General features: G+C 71.5%; 12 protein-coding genes. 7 read left to right on the top strand and 5 right to left on the bottom strand.

Translation table 11 applies throughout. The annotated features are described in order from the left end of the window. Nucleotides 1-223: 223 nt before the first annotated feature. On the top strand, nt 224-2185 hold the full coding sequence (locus G3I56_RS20200; protein WP_164410821.1) for a Xaa-Pro dipeptidyl-peptidase: 1962 nt from the start codon (nt 224-226) through the stop codon (nt 2183-2185). After that, the gene (locus G3I56_RS20195) at nt 2182-3459 is read left to right on the top strand and encodes a M14 family metallocarboxypeptidase (protein WP_164410819.1); all 1278 of its coding nucleotides are present in this window, start codon (nt 2182-2184) and stop codon (nt 3457-3459) included. Before G3I56_RS20200 ends, G3I56_RS20195 begins: the two co-directional genes overlap by 4 nt. 105 nt (nt 3460-3564) lie before the next feature. On the opposite strand, the gene G3I56_RS20190 is transcribed toward G3I56_RS20195, so the two are convergent. Further along, nucleotides 3565-4494 carry an FAD-dependent oxidoreductase gene (locus G3I56_RS20190; RefSeq protein ID WP_164410993.1) on the bottom strand — a complete coding sequence of 310 codons (930 nt, stop codon included), beginning with the start codon at nt 4492-4494 and terminating at the stop codon, nt 3565-3567. 90 nt (nt 4495-4584) lie between these two features. On the opposite strand from G3I56_RS20190, the gene G3I56_RS20185 reads away from it, so the two are divergent. Then, a complete protein-coding gene (locus G3I56_RS20185) occupies nt 4585-5637 on the top strand; it encodes an oxidoreductase (RefSeq protein ID WP_164410818.1) in 1053 nt (350 codons plus the stop codon). A 48-nt stretch (nt 5638-5685) separates the two neighbouring features. Further along, nucleotides 5686-7329, top strand: coding sequence for an ABC-F family ATP-binding cassette domain-containing protein (locus tag G3I56_RS20180; RefSeq protein WP_164410816.1), 1644 nt, complete (start codon nt 5686-5688; stop codon nt 7327-7329). 293 nt (nt 7330-7622) lie between these two features. Here the strand turns inward: G3I56_RS20180 and G3I56_RS20175 are convergent, their stop codons facing one another. Further along, the gene (locus G3I56_RS20175; RefSeq protein ID WP_164410814.1) at nt 7623-10007 is read right to left on the bottom strand and encodes a Tex family protein; all 2385 of its coding nucleotides are present in this window, start codon (nt 10005-10007) and stop codon (nt 7623-7625) included. Nucleotides 10008-10111: 104 nt separating this feature from the next. After that, nucleotides 10112-10246, bottom strand: a complete 135-nt coding sequence (locus G3I56_RS44770) for an LPFR motif small protein (RefSeq protein ID WP_343240011.1) — start codon at nt 10244-10246, stop codon at nt 10112-10114. A gap of 150 nt (nt 10247-10396) precedes the next feature. Between G3I56_RS44770 and G3I56_RS20170 the strand changes: the two genes are divergently transcribed. Then, nucleotides 10397-11359, top strand: a complete 963-nt coding sequence (locus G3I56_RS20170; protein ID WP_164410812.1) for a GlxA family transcriptional regulator — start codon at nt 10397-10399, stop codon at nt 11357-11359. 14 nt (nt 11360-11373) lie between these two features. Next, nucleotides 11374-12009 carry a DJ-1/PfpI family protein gene (locus G3I56_RS20165; RefSeq protein ID WP_164410810.1) on the top strand — a complete coding sequence of 212 codons (636 nt, stop codon included), beginning with the start codon at nt 11374-11376 and terminating at the stop codon, nt 12007-12009. Here G3I56_RS20165 and G3I56_RS20160 read toward each other — a convergent pair. Next, nucleotides 11996-12760: an enoyl-CoA hydratase/isomerase family protein gene (locus G3I56_RS20160; protein WP_164410808.1), complete on the bottom strand. Its 765-nt coding sequence runs from the start codon at nt 12758-12760 to the stop codon at nt 11996-11998. The two genes, G3I56_RS20165 and G3I56_RS20160, sit on opposite strands and share 14 nt — an antisense overlap. Before the next feature lie 243 nt (nt 12761-13003). Between G3I56_RS20160 and G3I56_RS20155 the strand changes: the two genes are divergently transcribed. After that, the gene (locus G3I56_RS20155) at nt 13004-13513 is read left to right on the top strand and encodes an ATP-binding protein (protein ID WP_164410992.1); all 510 of its coding nucleotides are present in this window, start codon (nt 13004-13006) and stop codon (nt 13511-13513) included. Nucleotides 13514-13681: 168 nt separating this feature from the next. On the opposite strand, the gene idi is transcribed toward G3I56_RS20155, so the two are convergent. After that, the gene (gene idi / locus G3I56_RS20150; protein WP_164410806.1) at nt 13682-14278 is read right to left on the bottom strand and encodes an isopentenyl-diphosphate Delta-isomerase; all 597 of its coding nucleotides are present in this window, start codon (nt 14276-14278) and stop codon (nt 13682-13684) included. Nucleotides 14279-14309 lie beyond the last annotated feature (31 nt).

The raw sequence follows: 14309 nt of genomic DNA, 5'->3' as shown, positions 1-14309 counted from the left end.
GAGAAGTTCGAGGGCACCCGGCAATCGGACCGGAAACGGGTGGGTTGGTTGGTTGGTGGGTGGGTGGCAGAACTCAGTGCCCCTCGTACACGGAGTTCTGCCATCCGGCCGCCACGCACCGCCCACGCACAGGCGGTTCTCAGCCACCACATGGCAACTCCATCCCCTCCCGCCTCTCAGCTGCCCTCTTCTGTACGGGAGTTGACCGATGTACCGTCCGCGCATGCCGATACGCACGCGCCTCACGGCCTGGAGAACCCTCGCCACGGCGGCCACCGTCGCCCTCACGGCCGCCCTGCTCACCCCGGCCGTCGCCCACAGCGCCCCAGGTGAGCCACGGGAGAGCAGACCCGTCTACTCCTACGACAACGCGATCCGCGAGGCCGTCTGGGTGGACACCGGACTCGACGGCGACAGCGACGGGAAGCGCGACCGCGTCGCCGTCGACATCGTCCGGCCGCGCGAACCCGCCGCGCAGGGCCGCAAGGTACCCGTGATCATGGATGCCAGCCCCTACTACTCCTGCTGCGGACGCGGCAACGAGAGCCAGCGCAAGACGTACGACGCGAACGGCAACGTTGTCCAGATGCCGCTGTTCTACGACAACTACTTCGTGCCACGGGGCTACGCCTTCGTCGGCGTCGACCTGGCAGGCACCAACCGCTCCGACGGCTGCGTCGACGTCGGCGGACGCTCCGACATCCAGTCCGCGAAGGCCGTCGTCGACTGGCTGAACGGCCGCGCCAAGGGCTACACGAGCCGCACGGGCACCAGCCGCGCCAAGGCGACCTGGACCAACGGCAGGACGGGCATGATCGGCAAGAGCTACGACGGCACGATCGCCAACGGCGTCGCCGCCACCGGGGTCAAAGGCCTGAAGACGATCGTCCCGATCAGCGCCATCTCCTCCTGGTACGACTACTACTTCGCCAAGGGCGCCCCCCTCTACGACTCCGGCCCCGAATGGCTGTCCGACTACGTCGAGAGCCCGGCCGCCCGCGCCAAGTGCGCCGCCGTACAGCAGAAGATCGTCGCCGGAGCCCCGCGCACCGGCGACTGGACGTCCTTCTGGACCGAGCGCGACTACGCGAAGGACGCCCGGAAGGTGAAGGCCAGCGTCTTCGTCATCCACGGTCAGCAGGACCTCAACGTCCGCCCCAAGCACTTCGGCCAGTGGTGGGACGCCCTCGCGAAGCGCGGCGTCGAGCGCAAGATCTGGCTCTCCCAGACCGGCCACGTCGACCCCTTCGACTTCCGCCGCGCCACCTGGGCCGACACCCTGCACCGCTGGTTCGACCACGAACTCCTCGGCTACGACAACGGCATCGACGACGAGCCCATGGCCGACATCGAACGCCACCCCGACCAGTGGGTCACCTCGACCGTCTGGCCGCCCCGCGCCACGCACACGGTGAGCCTGCGTCCCGGCACCGGCGAACAGCCCGGCGTCGGCACCCTGGGCCTGCGCAGGCAGTCCGGCACGGCTAAGTTCACCGACGACCCGAGCCTGAGCGAGACCGACTGGTCCGCGCAGATCGACAGCCCGACACCTGGCAAGGCTGGCTTCACCACCAAGCCGCTGACCAAGGCCCTGCGCGTGTCCGGCTCGTCCACGGTGACCGTGACGGCCACCCCGAGTACCTCGACGGCCCACCTGACCGCCGTCCTCGTCGACCTCGGCCCCGACACCATCCGGGACTACGCCGACGGTGCCGAAGGCATCACCACGCTCACCGACCGCACCTGCTGGGGCCCGAGCACCACCGGCGACAGCTCCTGCTTCCGCTCCACGCAGGCGAAGACGACGCCCGTCGACTACACGATCTTCAGCCGGGGCTGGGCCGACCTGGGCAACCACGCCTCGGCCACGAAGGGCGTCCCGCTCACCCCGGGCAAGCCGTACACGATCACCCTCGACCTGCACGCGAGCGACCACGTCATCCCGGCGGGTCACCGCCTCGCCCTGATCGTCGCGGGCACGGACAGGGACCTCATCGACCCTCCGTCGACCACCCCGACCCTGACGCTCGACCTGTCCCGTACGACGGCCAGGGTTCCCCTCGTCGGCGGTGCGGGCGCGTTCGCGCGGGCCACGGCGGGTACCGTCGCGGCCACCCCGAGCCCGTCCCTCCTCGACGGCGTACGCGACCCGCGCGCCGCCCACCGCATCCCGGGAGCCGCATGAAACCGCGCCTGGCCGCGGTGATCGCCGCCGCCCTCGCCGCACCCCTGCTGTCGGCCCCCGCCTACGCGACGGAGGCCGCACCAACGCCCCCGCGCACCGGCTTCGAGCAGACGAACGGTGCCCGCTGGACCAGTCAGCCCGAGGAACAGGACTTCCTCGCCGCCGTCGACCGGGCGAGCAGCCGCGTGACGCTCACCCGCATCGGCACCACCGAACAGAACCGCCCGCTGCAACTCGTACGCATCGGCGAACGCCCCACCACCCGTACCGTGCTGCTCATCTGCAGCCAGCACGGCGACGAGCCGTCCGGCCGCGAGGCCTGTCTCACGACGATCCGCGACCTGGCGTACGCCAAGGACGCGCGGACGAAGGCGTTCCTGTCGCGCACCACCCTGCTCGTCGTCCCCACCGCCAACCCCGACGGCCGGGCCGCCGACACCCGTGGCAACAGCGACGGTGTCGACATCAACCGCGACCACCTGGCCCTGCGGACGCCGGAGGCGCGGGCGATGGCGACGGTCCTCCGCGACCGCAAGCCCGACGTGGTCTACGACCTGCACGAGTACGGGGCCACGCCGCTCTACTACGACAAGGACCTGTTCGACCTCTGGCCGCGCAACCTCAACACCGACCCGGCCGTACACACCGAGGCACAGACCCTCTCGCAGACGTACGTGCGCCCGGCCGCCCGGAACGCCGGTTTCACGACCGGCACGTACGGCATCTGGACCGACCCCGTCACCGGTGACCCGATCCGGCAGGTCGCCGGGGACGGCCAGGAACGCATCCTGCGGAACATGTCCGGTGTGAAGCACGCGGTCGGGCTGCTGATCGAGAGCCGGGTCGAATCGCTGACCGAAGGGACACCGGAGCCGGACAACAACCGGCGCCGGGTGAACTCCCAACTCGACGCCCTGAAAGGCCTGTTCAGCTTCGCCGGAGAGCGGGGCCGCCAGGTCGACGCGGCCACCGGCGCCGCCCGGCTGGCCGGATACCGGGACACCGGCCCGGTCTACCTCGGCGGCGCGGACAACGACCCGGCCGAACCCGCCGAGGTGATCGAGAACCCGGCGTGCGGCTATCGGCTCACCGGGGACCAGTACACGGAGGTGGCCGACGAACTGGCGTTGCACGGAGTGCGGGCACGGCCGGACAGCAGCGGCGACGGGGCCTACGTCCCGCTGCGCCAGTCGCTGCGCGCCCTCGTACCGCTGCTCCTCGACGAGCGGGCGCCGTACCACCTGACGGAGGGGGCGCCGGACACCGACTGCTGAACGGGCCGGTGCTGTTGAAGCGCGGGTGCGTCCCCGCGCCCCAAAGGGGCGCGGGGAACTGCGCGACCAGCCCCCACCGGCCCGCGGCCAACGAACCGCGTACGCTCAGCGATCGTCATCCCCGGCAAGCCGCGCAGCGACCTGCGCGCATCCCCACGCGACCGTGATCCCCGCGCCGCCGTGACCGTAGTTGTGCACCAACACCTGCCCGCCGGGCAGGAGTTCACGGTCCAGGCGCACCGCGTGGCGGGTGGGCCGCAGCCCGATCCGGTGGCCGAGGACCCGCGCCCCGGCGATCTCCGGCCGCACCGCCGCACAGCGCCGCACGATCTCCTCCGCCACCGCCGGATCGGGCACGAGCGACCACTCGTCCTCATCTGCCGTGCCGCCCAGGATCAGGCCGCCCGGCTGCGGAAAGAAGTACGTGGACTTCGAGTCGCCGTGCCCCGCCGACGTGAACCACGTCGTGATCCCCGGGTTCTCCACGACGACCAACTGCCCCCGCACGGGACGTACCGCCGGATCGGGCACAAGCTCGCGCGCCCCGAGCCCCGTGCAGTTGACGACGACGTCCGCCCCGCCCGCCCCCGCGGCCTCGGCGAGATCCTCGACGGACCGTTCCTCCACCACGCCACCCGCCGCGAGGAAACGCTCCCGCAGCCACGCCAGATGCACCGGCATGTCGATCAACGGCAGCCGCGCCCGCAGCCCCTCGTCCGTCTCCCGCAGCTCCGGTACCCGAGCGGCCCACGGCCCCAGCCCGTCCAGCCGCAGCCCTTCCTGTACACCCTCGACCATGCGTACGCCCGTCTCCCCGGGCCGCTGTGCCAACTCCGCGTAGACGGACAGCGACGCGAGCGCCCATTCCCCGGCGAAATCCTCCGGCTCGATCCGGTACGGCCACCACAGCGCGCCCGCAACCGCCGAGGTGGTCAGCTCGGCGGGCTCCCGCGTCCACACCCGGACCCGGCGCCCGCGCTCGGCCAGCACCACCGCTGTCGTCAGCCCGATGACCCCGCCGCCGACCACGATCACTTCACCACTCCGCCGCTTCTCCACCGGGGGACCGTAGCGGAATATGTCATGCCGTGCTCAGATCGGTCCCAGTCTGGGGATACTCACAGCATGTCTGCCGAGTACGCGACCTTCGGCCTGGCACCGGCGATGCGTGCCGGTGGAGTCCTCGCCAACGGTGACTACCAGGTCCACCGGGACTTTCTCGACTTCATCGTCGACGGACGCCCCCTCCTCTACCAGTTGTCCGACCTCGACGCGGTCTCCCCGCTCGCCTCCGACATCCCGCCCGCGATCTTCACCGCCCAGGTCCGCGGCCTGCTCCTGGAGGCCGAAGCACCCCTGGCGGGCGGCCGGTACATCATCTACGGCTGTCCCGAATGCGCCGACCTGGAGTGCGGCGCGGTGACGGCGGCAATCGAGAAGGACGGCGACGACTACGTGTGGCGCGACTTCGCCTGGCAGACGGACACCCACGCCGACCTGGAGCTCAACGGCTACCACGGCATCGGGCCCTTCCGCTTCCCGGGCGCCGAGTACCGGCACGCCCTCGGCTCCCTCCTCCACACCGCGGAGACCGCCGAGGCGGCGCACTCCGCAGAGTCCGGTGCGGCCCGCCGCCGGGTCCTGCTGATCGGCGCCCGCGTCGCCGTCCTCGCCAAGCTCGCCGCCGCGCTGCGGACCATCGGCATCGGCGCGGACATCACCCGGGACGCCACGGACGTGCCCGCCGCCGAACTGCGCGGCTACGGCGCCGTCGCCTTCGGCCGCGCGATCGACGAGGAGGAACGTGCCGCCGTACGCCGCTCCTTCGACCATGCGGGCGTCGAGGTCGCGTACGTCGACGGTCTCGCTCCGATCATCCCGCTCCTCGTCGCCCAGATCGAACACGCCCTGGACCGCAGCCCGTTGGAACAACGCCGCCTCACCCGCCTGGTCGCCGCCGACGGCGAGGCGGGCATAGAGGTCACCTCCACCTGCCGCGTCCACCTCACCGCGTACCGCCTGGACCGGCTGTACCGCGCCCACACGCTCGACGTCTTCGACGGCATCCTCGAACCCGGCCGGCACCGGATCCCCCTGGAGGCGAAGGCGGTGAAGGGGGAGTCGTTCATCGTGGCGCGCACGTCGGGAACCGTGCTGGTGGAGCCGATGGCCCGGTGAAATCCCGGACGCGGCGCACCGCGGGCGGCAGCTAGGATCGGCCTTCTGATGACTGCCACCCTCGTCGCCAAGAACCTCGCCGCCGGCCACGGCGACCGCTCCCTGTTCTCCGGGCTCGACCTCGTCGTCGCGCCCGGAGACGTGATCGGGCTCGTCGGTGCCAACGGCGCGGGCAAGTCCACGCTGCTCAAGATGCTCGCCGGGCTGCTCCCGCCCGAGCAGGGCGAACTGCGCCTGTCCCCGCCGAGCGCGAGCGTCGGCCATCTCCCGCAGGAGCCGGAGCGCCGGGAGGGCGAGACCGTCCGCGAGTTCCTCGCGCGCCGCACGGGCGTGGCCGAGGCCCAGCGGGTGATGGACGAGGCGACGCAGGCACTGGTGGACGGCTCCCCGGGCTCGGACGACGCGTACTCGGTGAGCCTGGAGCGCTGGCTCGACCTCGGCGGCGCCGACCTCGACGAACGGGCCGAGGAGGTCGCCGGCTCCCTGGCCCTGACCGTGGACCTCGACCAGCCGATGACATCCCTGTCGGGCGGCCAGGCGGCCAGGGCGGGCCTCGCCTCCCTGCTCCTCTCCCGCTACGACGTCTTCCTCCTCGACGAGCCGACGAACGACCTGGACCTCGACGGCCTCGAACGCCTGGAGCGCTTCGTCAAGGGCCTGCGTGCCGGCACGCTCGTCGTCAGCCACGACCGCGAGTTCCTCACCCGCACGGTCACCAAGGTCCTCGAACTCGACCTCGCCCAGCAGCAGATCAAGCTGTACGGCGGCGGCTACGAGGCCTATCTGGAGGAGCGGGACGTGGCCCGCAGGCACGCCCGCGACGACTTCGACGAGTTCGCCGACAAGCGCTCCGCCCTCCAGGACCGTGCCCAGATGCAGCGCGGCTGGATGGACAAGGGCGTCAAGAACGCCCGGCGCAAGGCGAACAACGACAACGACAAGATCGGCCGCAAGTTCCGCAGCGAGGCCAGCGAGAAGCAGGCCGCGAAGGCCCGCCAGACCCAGCGCATGATCGAACGGCTGGACGTGGTCGAGGAGCCGCGCAAGGAGTGGGAACTGCGCATGGAGATCGCGGCGGCCCCGCGCTCCGGCTCGGTGGTGGCGACCCTGCGGGACGCGGAGGTGCGCCGCGCGGGCTTCACGCTCGGCCCGGTGACCGTACAGATCGACTGGGCCGACCGGATCGCGGTCACGGGCGCGAACGGCGCCGGAAAGTCGACCCTGCTGGGGGCCTTGCTGGGCCGTGTCCCCCTGGACGCGGGTCACGCGACGCTCGGCTCGGGTGTGGTGGTCGGCGAGGTGGACCAGGCCCGCAAGCTCTTCCTCGGCCCGGAGGCGCTGCTGGACGCGTTCTGCGAGGCGGTCCCCGACACGGAACCGGCGGAGGTCCGCACGCTCCTGGCCAAGTTCGGCCTGAAGGCGGAGCACGTCCTACGCCCGGCGGCGACCCTGTCCCCGGGCGAACGCACCAGGTCGGCCCTGGCACTGCTCCAGGGCCGGGGCGTGAACCTGCTGGTCCTGGACGAGCCGACCAACCACCTCGACCTCCCGGCCATCGAACAACTGGAACAGGCCCTCGACTCCTACGAGGGCACCCTGCTCCTGGTGACCCACGACCGCAGAATGCTGGACGCGGTACAGGTGACCCGCCGCTTCGAGGTGGCGGACGGCAAGGTGTCGGAGCTGGCGTAGTCGCCCGACCGCGGGCCGGTGGGGGCTGGTCGCGCAGTTCCCCGCGCCCCTGAAAGGGCGCTCCGCGCCCGTCCGGCCCACCCAGCTGCGGGCATGCGTGCCAGCAGGGCGGCGCCCACCCTCGCAGCGGCCCGCCCACCCCGCCCGACTGCGGGCAGTCGTGCCGCTGGGGCGGCACGGGTGGGCGCGGCGGCACCCCGTACAGCGCCGGGCTGCGCGACCCACCCCTACCTCAGCCCCAACCCCGGGTGCCCTCACAACAAGGGCACCCGGCACCACCCCTCACCGCAAGCTCACCGCCGCTTGGGATCCACCAGCCCAGCCTTCCGCAACGCATCCGCCATCGCACTGTTCCCCGGCGCAGGTGCCTGCTGCCGAGCCCCTCCACCGCCTTGCCCCTGCCCCTGTGCCTGCCGCTGGCGAGGCTGAGGCGCACGCCCGCCACGCTGCGGCCGGCCACCCCCACCCGCCTGCTGCTGTCCCTCGCCGGTGGCCACCGCCTCGTCGTCCAACCGCAGCGTCAGCGAGATCCGCTTGCGCGGAATGTCGACGTCGAGCACCTTCACCTTGACGATGTCACCGGACTTCACGACGTCATGCGGGTCCTTGACGAACGTCCTGGACATCGCGGACACATGCACCAGCCCGTCCTGGTGGACGCCGACATCCACGAACGCCCCGAACGCCGCCACGTTCGTGACCACACCCTCCAGCACCATCCCGGAGGTCAGGTCGCCGATCTTCTCGACCCCCTCCTTGAACGTGGCTGTGGCGAAGGCGGGCCGCGGGTCGCGCCCGGGCTTCTCCAGCTCGCGCAGAATGTCCGTCACCGTCGGCAGACCGAACTTCTCGTCGACGAAGTCATCGGGCCGCAGCGACCGCAGCACCGCCGTGTTCCCGACCAGCGACGCGACCCCGCTGCCCGCCGACTTCACCATCCGCCGTACCACCGGATACGCCTCCGGGTGCACACTGGACGCGTCCAGCGGATCGTCCCCGCCCCGGATCCGCAGGAACCCCGCACACTGCTCGTACGCCTTCGGCCCGAGCCGCGTGACACTCTTCAGCTGGGACCGTGACGTGAACGGCCCGTTGGCGTCCCGGTGCGCCACGATGTTCTCCGCGAGCCCGGAGGAGATGCCGGAGACCCGCGAAAGCAGAGGCGTGGACGCCGTGTTGACGTCGACACCGACGCCGTTCACACAGTCCTCGACCACCGCGTCCAGCGACCGAGACAGCTTCATCTCGGACAGGTCGTGCTGGTACTGCCCGACCCCGATCGACTTGGGGTCGATCTTCACCAGCTCGGCCAGCGGGTCCTGCAGCCGCCGTGCGATCGACACCGCGCCGCGCAACGAGACGTCCATGCCCGGCAGCTCCTGCGAGGCGAACGCCGACGCCGAGTACACGGACGCGCCGGCCTCGGACACCATCACCTTGGTGAGCTTCAACTCCGGGTGTTTGGCGATGAGTTCACCGGCGAGCTTGTCCGTCTCGCGGGACGCCGTACCGTTGCCGATCGCGATCAGGTCGACCGAGTGCTCCTTGGCGAGCCGCGCCAGCTTGGCGACCGCCTCGTCCCACTTGTTCGCCGGTACGTGCGGATAGATCACGTCCGTGGCGACGGCCTTGCCCGTCGCGTCCACCACGGCCACCTTCACGCCCGTACGGAACCCGGGGTCCAGCCCCAGCGTCGAGCGCGTGCCGGCCGGGGCGGCGAGCAGCAGGTCGCGCAGGTTCGCCGCGAACACGTTGACCGCCTCGTCCTCCGCGACCGTACGCAGCCGAAGGCGCACGTCGATGCCGAGGTGCACCAGGATCCGGGTCCGCCAGGCCCAACGCACGGTGTCCTTGAGCCACTTGTCGCCGGGACGACCGCGCTCCGCGATCCCGAAACGGTGGGCGATGATCCCCTCGTACGAGGAAGGGCCCTCCGTGGGCTCCTCCGGCTCCAGGACCAGGTCGAGGACGTCCTCCTTCTCGCCGCGCAGCATCGCGAGGATGCGGTGCGAGGGCAGGGCGGTGAAGGGCTCGGCGAAGTCGAAGTAGTCGGCGAACTTGGCGCCCGCCTCCTCCTTGCCCTCCTTCACCTTCGCGGCCAGCCGACCGCGCACCCACATGCGCTCGCGCACCTCGCCGATCAGGTCGGCGTCCTCCGAGAAACGCTCGGTGAGGATCGAGCGGGCGCCGTCCAGCGCGGCCTGCGGATCGGCGACGCCCTTGTCGGCGTCGACGAAGGCCGCCGCCGCGGCGAGCGGGTCGACGGACGGATCCCCGAGCAGCCCCTCGGCCAGTGGCGCCAGGCCCGCCTCGCGCGCGATCTGCGCCTTGGTCCGCCGCTTCGGCTTGAACGGCAGGTAGATGTCCTCCAGCCGCGCCTTCGTCTCGGCCCCGCGGATCTGCGCCTCGACCTCCGGCGTCAGCTTGTCCTGCTCGCGCACCGATTCGAGGATCGCGGCCCGCCGCTCCTCCAGCTCCCGCAGATAGCGCAGCCGCTCCTCCAACGTGCGCAGCTGCGCATCGTCGAGCATCTCGGTCGCTTCCTTGCGGTAGCGGGCGATGAAGGGCACCGTCGAACCGCCGTCGAGCAACTCGACGGCGGCCCTCACCTGCCGCTCCCGTACGCCGAGTTCCTCGGCGATCCTGCCTTCGATGGACCCTACGAGGGGTGTCGTCACGATCCCGTACCGCCTTCTCCACTGAGGTTGCGCGGCAATTGTGGCAGGTGGCACCGACAACAGGGGATCAGACGTCGCACCCGGCGGGCCGAGGCGGGCCCCGCTCAGGCCCGGCGGCCGCTGCGGGTCGAACTCGAGGCACCGCCGAACAGCCGGGCCAGTGCTCGGAACGGCAGCGTCACGACGGTGGCTATGGCGCCACCGATCTGGCGCAGTACGTCTGCGATCGCACGGAACACGTGACTCCCCTTTCGTCTCCCGGCCACCATGGCCAGGTCTATCGGGTACCTCGGAGATCGCCGTCCATGCCTGCCCGCTTCGTACCGACGGCAGGAAAGGTGGGAAACTCGTCATTGCCGCCATCACCCGCGTCCGCCAAGAATCGAGGCATGGCGCAGCGAACCGTCCTTGTCGTCCTCTTCGACGGCGTCCAGAGCCTCGATGTCACGGGCCCCGTCGAGGTGCTCGCACAGGCCTCCAGCCGGCCCCCGGGCAGCTACCGCATCCGTACGGCCTCACTGACCGGCGAGCCGGTGCGCACCTCCAGCGGGCTCACCCTCCTACCGGACGGGACTCTCGCCGACGCAGCCGTACCGCACACCCTCCTGGTCCCCGGTGGCCCGGGCGCCCGCCCCGCCGACCCGCGCCTGGTCGACTGGCTGCGCGTGCACGGGCCGCGCCCCGAACGGCTGGTGTCCGTCTGCACGGGAGCGATCCTGCTCGCCGCCGCCGGCCTCCTGGACGGTCTGCGCGTGACCACCCACTGGAAGTACTGCGACAGACTCGCCCGCGACCACCCGGCCGTCGAGGTCGACCCCGAGCCGATCTACGTACGCGACGGCCGGGTGGTGACATCCGCCGGGATCACCGCCGGGATCGACCTCGCCCTCGCGCTGGTGGAGGAGGACCTCGGCCGTGACACCGCACTCGCCGTCGCCCGCCAATTGGTCGTCTTCCTTCGCCGGCCGGGAAACCAGGCCCAGTTCAGCGCCCAGCTCGCCGTACAGACCGCCCGGAGTGAGCCGCTGCGCGAGGTCCAGCACTGGATCTCCGAACACCCGGACGACGACCTGAGCGTCGATTCCCTCGCCGCCCGCGCCCGTCTCTCACCCCGCCACTTCGCCCGCGCCTTCCGCACCGAGACCGGCACGACCCCCGGCCGGTACGTCGACCGGGTCCGTCTCGAACACGCCCGGCGCCTCCTTGAGGACACCTCCGACGGCATCGAGAGGATCTCGCGCGCCAGCGGCTACGGCACCCCGGAGGCCATGCGACGTGCCTTCGTCAGAAGCCTCGGCACAGCTCCGGCCGAGTACCGCCGCCGATTCCACCCCGCATCCACCGCCCACTGAAAGGCACACACGCCGTGCAGATCGCCCTGCTGCTCTTCGACCGCTTCACCGCCCTGGACGCCGTCGGCCCGTACGAGATCCTCAGCCGGCTCCCGGGTGCTGAGACCGTCTTCGTCGCCGAGGAGACCGGGCCCGTCCGCAACGACAGCGGCACCCTCGCGCTCACCGCCGACCGCACCCTGGCCGACGTACCGCACCCCGACATCGTGGTCGTCCCCGGTGGGCCGGGCCAGTCCGCGCAGATGGACAACGAGGCGCTGCTCGACTGGCTGCGCACCGCCGACGTCACCAGCACCTGGACGACCTCCGTGTGCACCGGCTCGCTGCTCCTGGCCGGCGCCGGCCTGCTCACCGGCCGCCGCGCCACCTCGCACTGGCTGGCCCTGGGCGAACTCCCGAAGTACGGCGCCGAACCCACGGGCGAGCGGGTCGTCACCGATGGCAAGTACGTCACCTCCGCCGGGGTCTCCTCCGGCATCGACATGGCCCTCACCCTGACCGGCCGCATCGCGGGCGACGAGCAGGCACAGGCCGTTCAGCTGTGGACGGAGTACGACCCGCAGCCGCCCTACGACGCCGGCGCCCCGCACAAGGCACCCGCACACGTGGTCGAACTGCTGCGCTCCCGCAGCCGGTTCACCGTGGCGTAGGCGACGTCGGCCCGGTCCAGGAGAACTCCGGGGGACGGCGCTCCAGGAACGCGGCGACCCCCTCCGCGGCCTCGCCGCTCTCCCGCGCCTGCCCGGCCCAGTACGCGTCCCGGTCGGTGCGCCCGTCCGCGAACTCCTTCGCCGCCGCCTGGGTGAGCCGCGAGCGCGAGACGAGGACACGGGTGAACTCCGCGACCCGCTTGTCGAGTTCGCCCCCGGGCAGTACCTCGTGGAGGAACCCGGTGCGCAGCGCGCGTTCCGTGTCGATCAACTCGCCCGAGAACAGCAGGTACTTGGCCGTCGCCGGGCCCACCAGAGCCGCCAACCGCCGCGTGGAGGACGCCGGGTACACCAGGCCCAGTTTCGCCGGAGTCACCCCGAACAGCGCGCCCTCCTCGGCGAACCGCAGATCGCAGGCCGCCGCGAGCTGCGATCCGCCGCCCACACAGTGCCCCCGGATCGCCGCGAGCACCGGCTTCGGAAAGGCCGCGAGCGTGTCCTCCGCCAGCACGGCCAGCCGCTGCGCCTCCTCAGGCGAGCCCTGGAGCGTCGAGATGTCGGCCCCTGCGCAGAACGTCCCGCCCGCGCCGGTGAGCACCAGGACGTGGACGTCCGGATCGGCGGCCAGGGTGGCGAGCAACGGCGGCAGCGCACGCCACATGCCGGCCGTCATGGCGTTGCGCTTGGCCGGGTGGCGGATGACGACGGTGGCGATCCCGTCGGCGGCACTGTGGGTCAGCTGCGGCTCCATGCGCCGGATCGTATCCGCCGGTGGCGGACGTCCCGACGAGGGCGGCACCAAACCCGTACAACCCGAATAGTTCACGAAGCGGGCACGAGATGACCAGGTCCAGTCGTATGCGGACTCGTGTCGCACGCCATTTGTCCGAAGCGCTCGATACGTGCTGACTTCTGTTCAGTTCTCCGGTGGGGAGCCGTCGTTGCCAACACTCATCGTGTGGTGACAATCGAGCGCGAGGGCGGCGACCGAACGATGGAGAACCATGGGCGCGAGTCCGACTCACGCCCAGCGGACGACGACGTACCCGTGGAGCGGAGACCTCCGGATCCGCTTCCCTACGAAGGGGTCTGGAGGTTCACCGCGCCCGCCGTGGACGCCTCCGTCCCGCAGGCGCGGCACGCCGTCCGGGACCTGCTGTACCGGCAGGGCGTACCGGCCCCGCCGGACCTGGTGCAGGGGCTGCTGCTGATCGTCTCCGAGCTGGCGACGAACGCCGTCCGGCACGCGGCGGTCCTGTCGCCGACACTCGCCGTGGAGGTCGCCGTCGGCGCCGAGTGGGTGCGGGTGTCCGTGGAGGACAACCACCCCTACCGCCCCACCGCCCTGGAGGCCGACCACGGCCGGACCGGCGGACGCGGACTGCTCCTGGTCCGGGAGGTCACCAGGGAGGCGGGCGGGGTCTGCGACATCGAGCACACGGCGAGCGGCGGCAAGGTCGTCTGGGCGGCGCTGCCGCTCACCCCCGCACCGGGCCGGCCCTAGGGCCTGTTCCGAGTTGCCCCGCGGCGTCGCGACGCCCGGCACGCACGCTCGCCGCACCGGCCAAATACCCGAGTAGCTCCGCTACCAGGCCATTCGTCCGGCACGCCGATCGCATGCACCGAACGCCGCTCCTTCTCCCGCGGGGCAACTCGGAACAGGCCCTGGCCGTCACCAGCCGGCGGACGGGCCCGTCAGTTCCCGGACCGCCGGGCGCGCCGCGTCCAGCACGGTCATGAACCAGGCCGAGAACGGGTCCTTCGCGTGCCGCTCCGCCAGCTCGGCCGGGGTCACGAAGACCGTGTCCCCGACCTCCTCCGGGTCCGGCGCGAGCGGCGACTGCGCCATCCCCACGAACAGGTGGTTGTACTCCTGCTCCACCAGGCCCGACTCCGGGTCGGGGTGGTTGTAGCGGACCGTGCCCGCCTCGGCGAGCAGCGACGGGGAGATCCCCAGCTCCTCGTACGTCCGCCGGGCCGCCGCCGCGAAGGGCGCCTCACCGGGGTAGGGGTGGCCGCAGCAGGTGTTGGACCAGACGCCGGGGGAGTGGTACTTGCCCAGCGCGCGCTGCTGGAGGAGCAGTCGGCCCTGTTCGTCGAAGAGGAAGACGGAGAACGCCCGGTGCAGCCGGCCCGGTGGCTGGTGGGCGGAGAGCTTCTCGGCGGTGCCGATCGTCGTGCCGTTCTCGTCGACCAGCTCGAGCAAGATCGCTTCTGCGGTGCCGTTCGACGAACTGTTGTGCGTCGCGGTGGCAGGTGTGATCGGCATACCCATCCTTCGCCTCGGTCTTCGAGCCCCA

The organism is Streptomyces sp. SID12488, from assembly GCF_010548275.1.
Lineage (GTDB): Bacteria > Actinomycetota > Actinomycetes > Streptomycetales > Streptomycetaceae > Streptomyces.
This window is presented reverse-complemented; position numbering and strand designations above follow the sequence as displayed.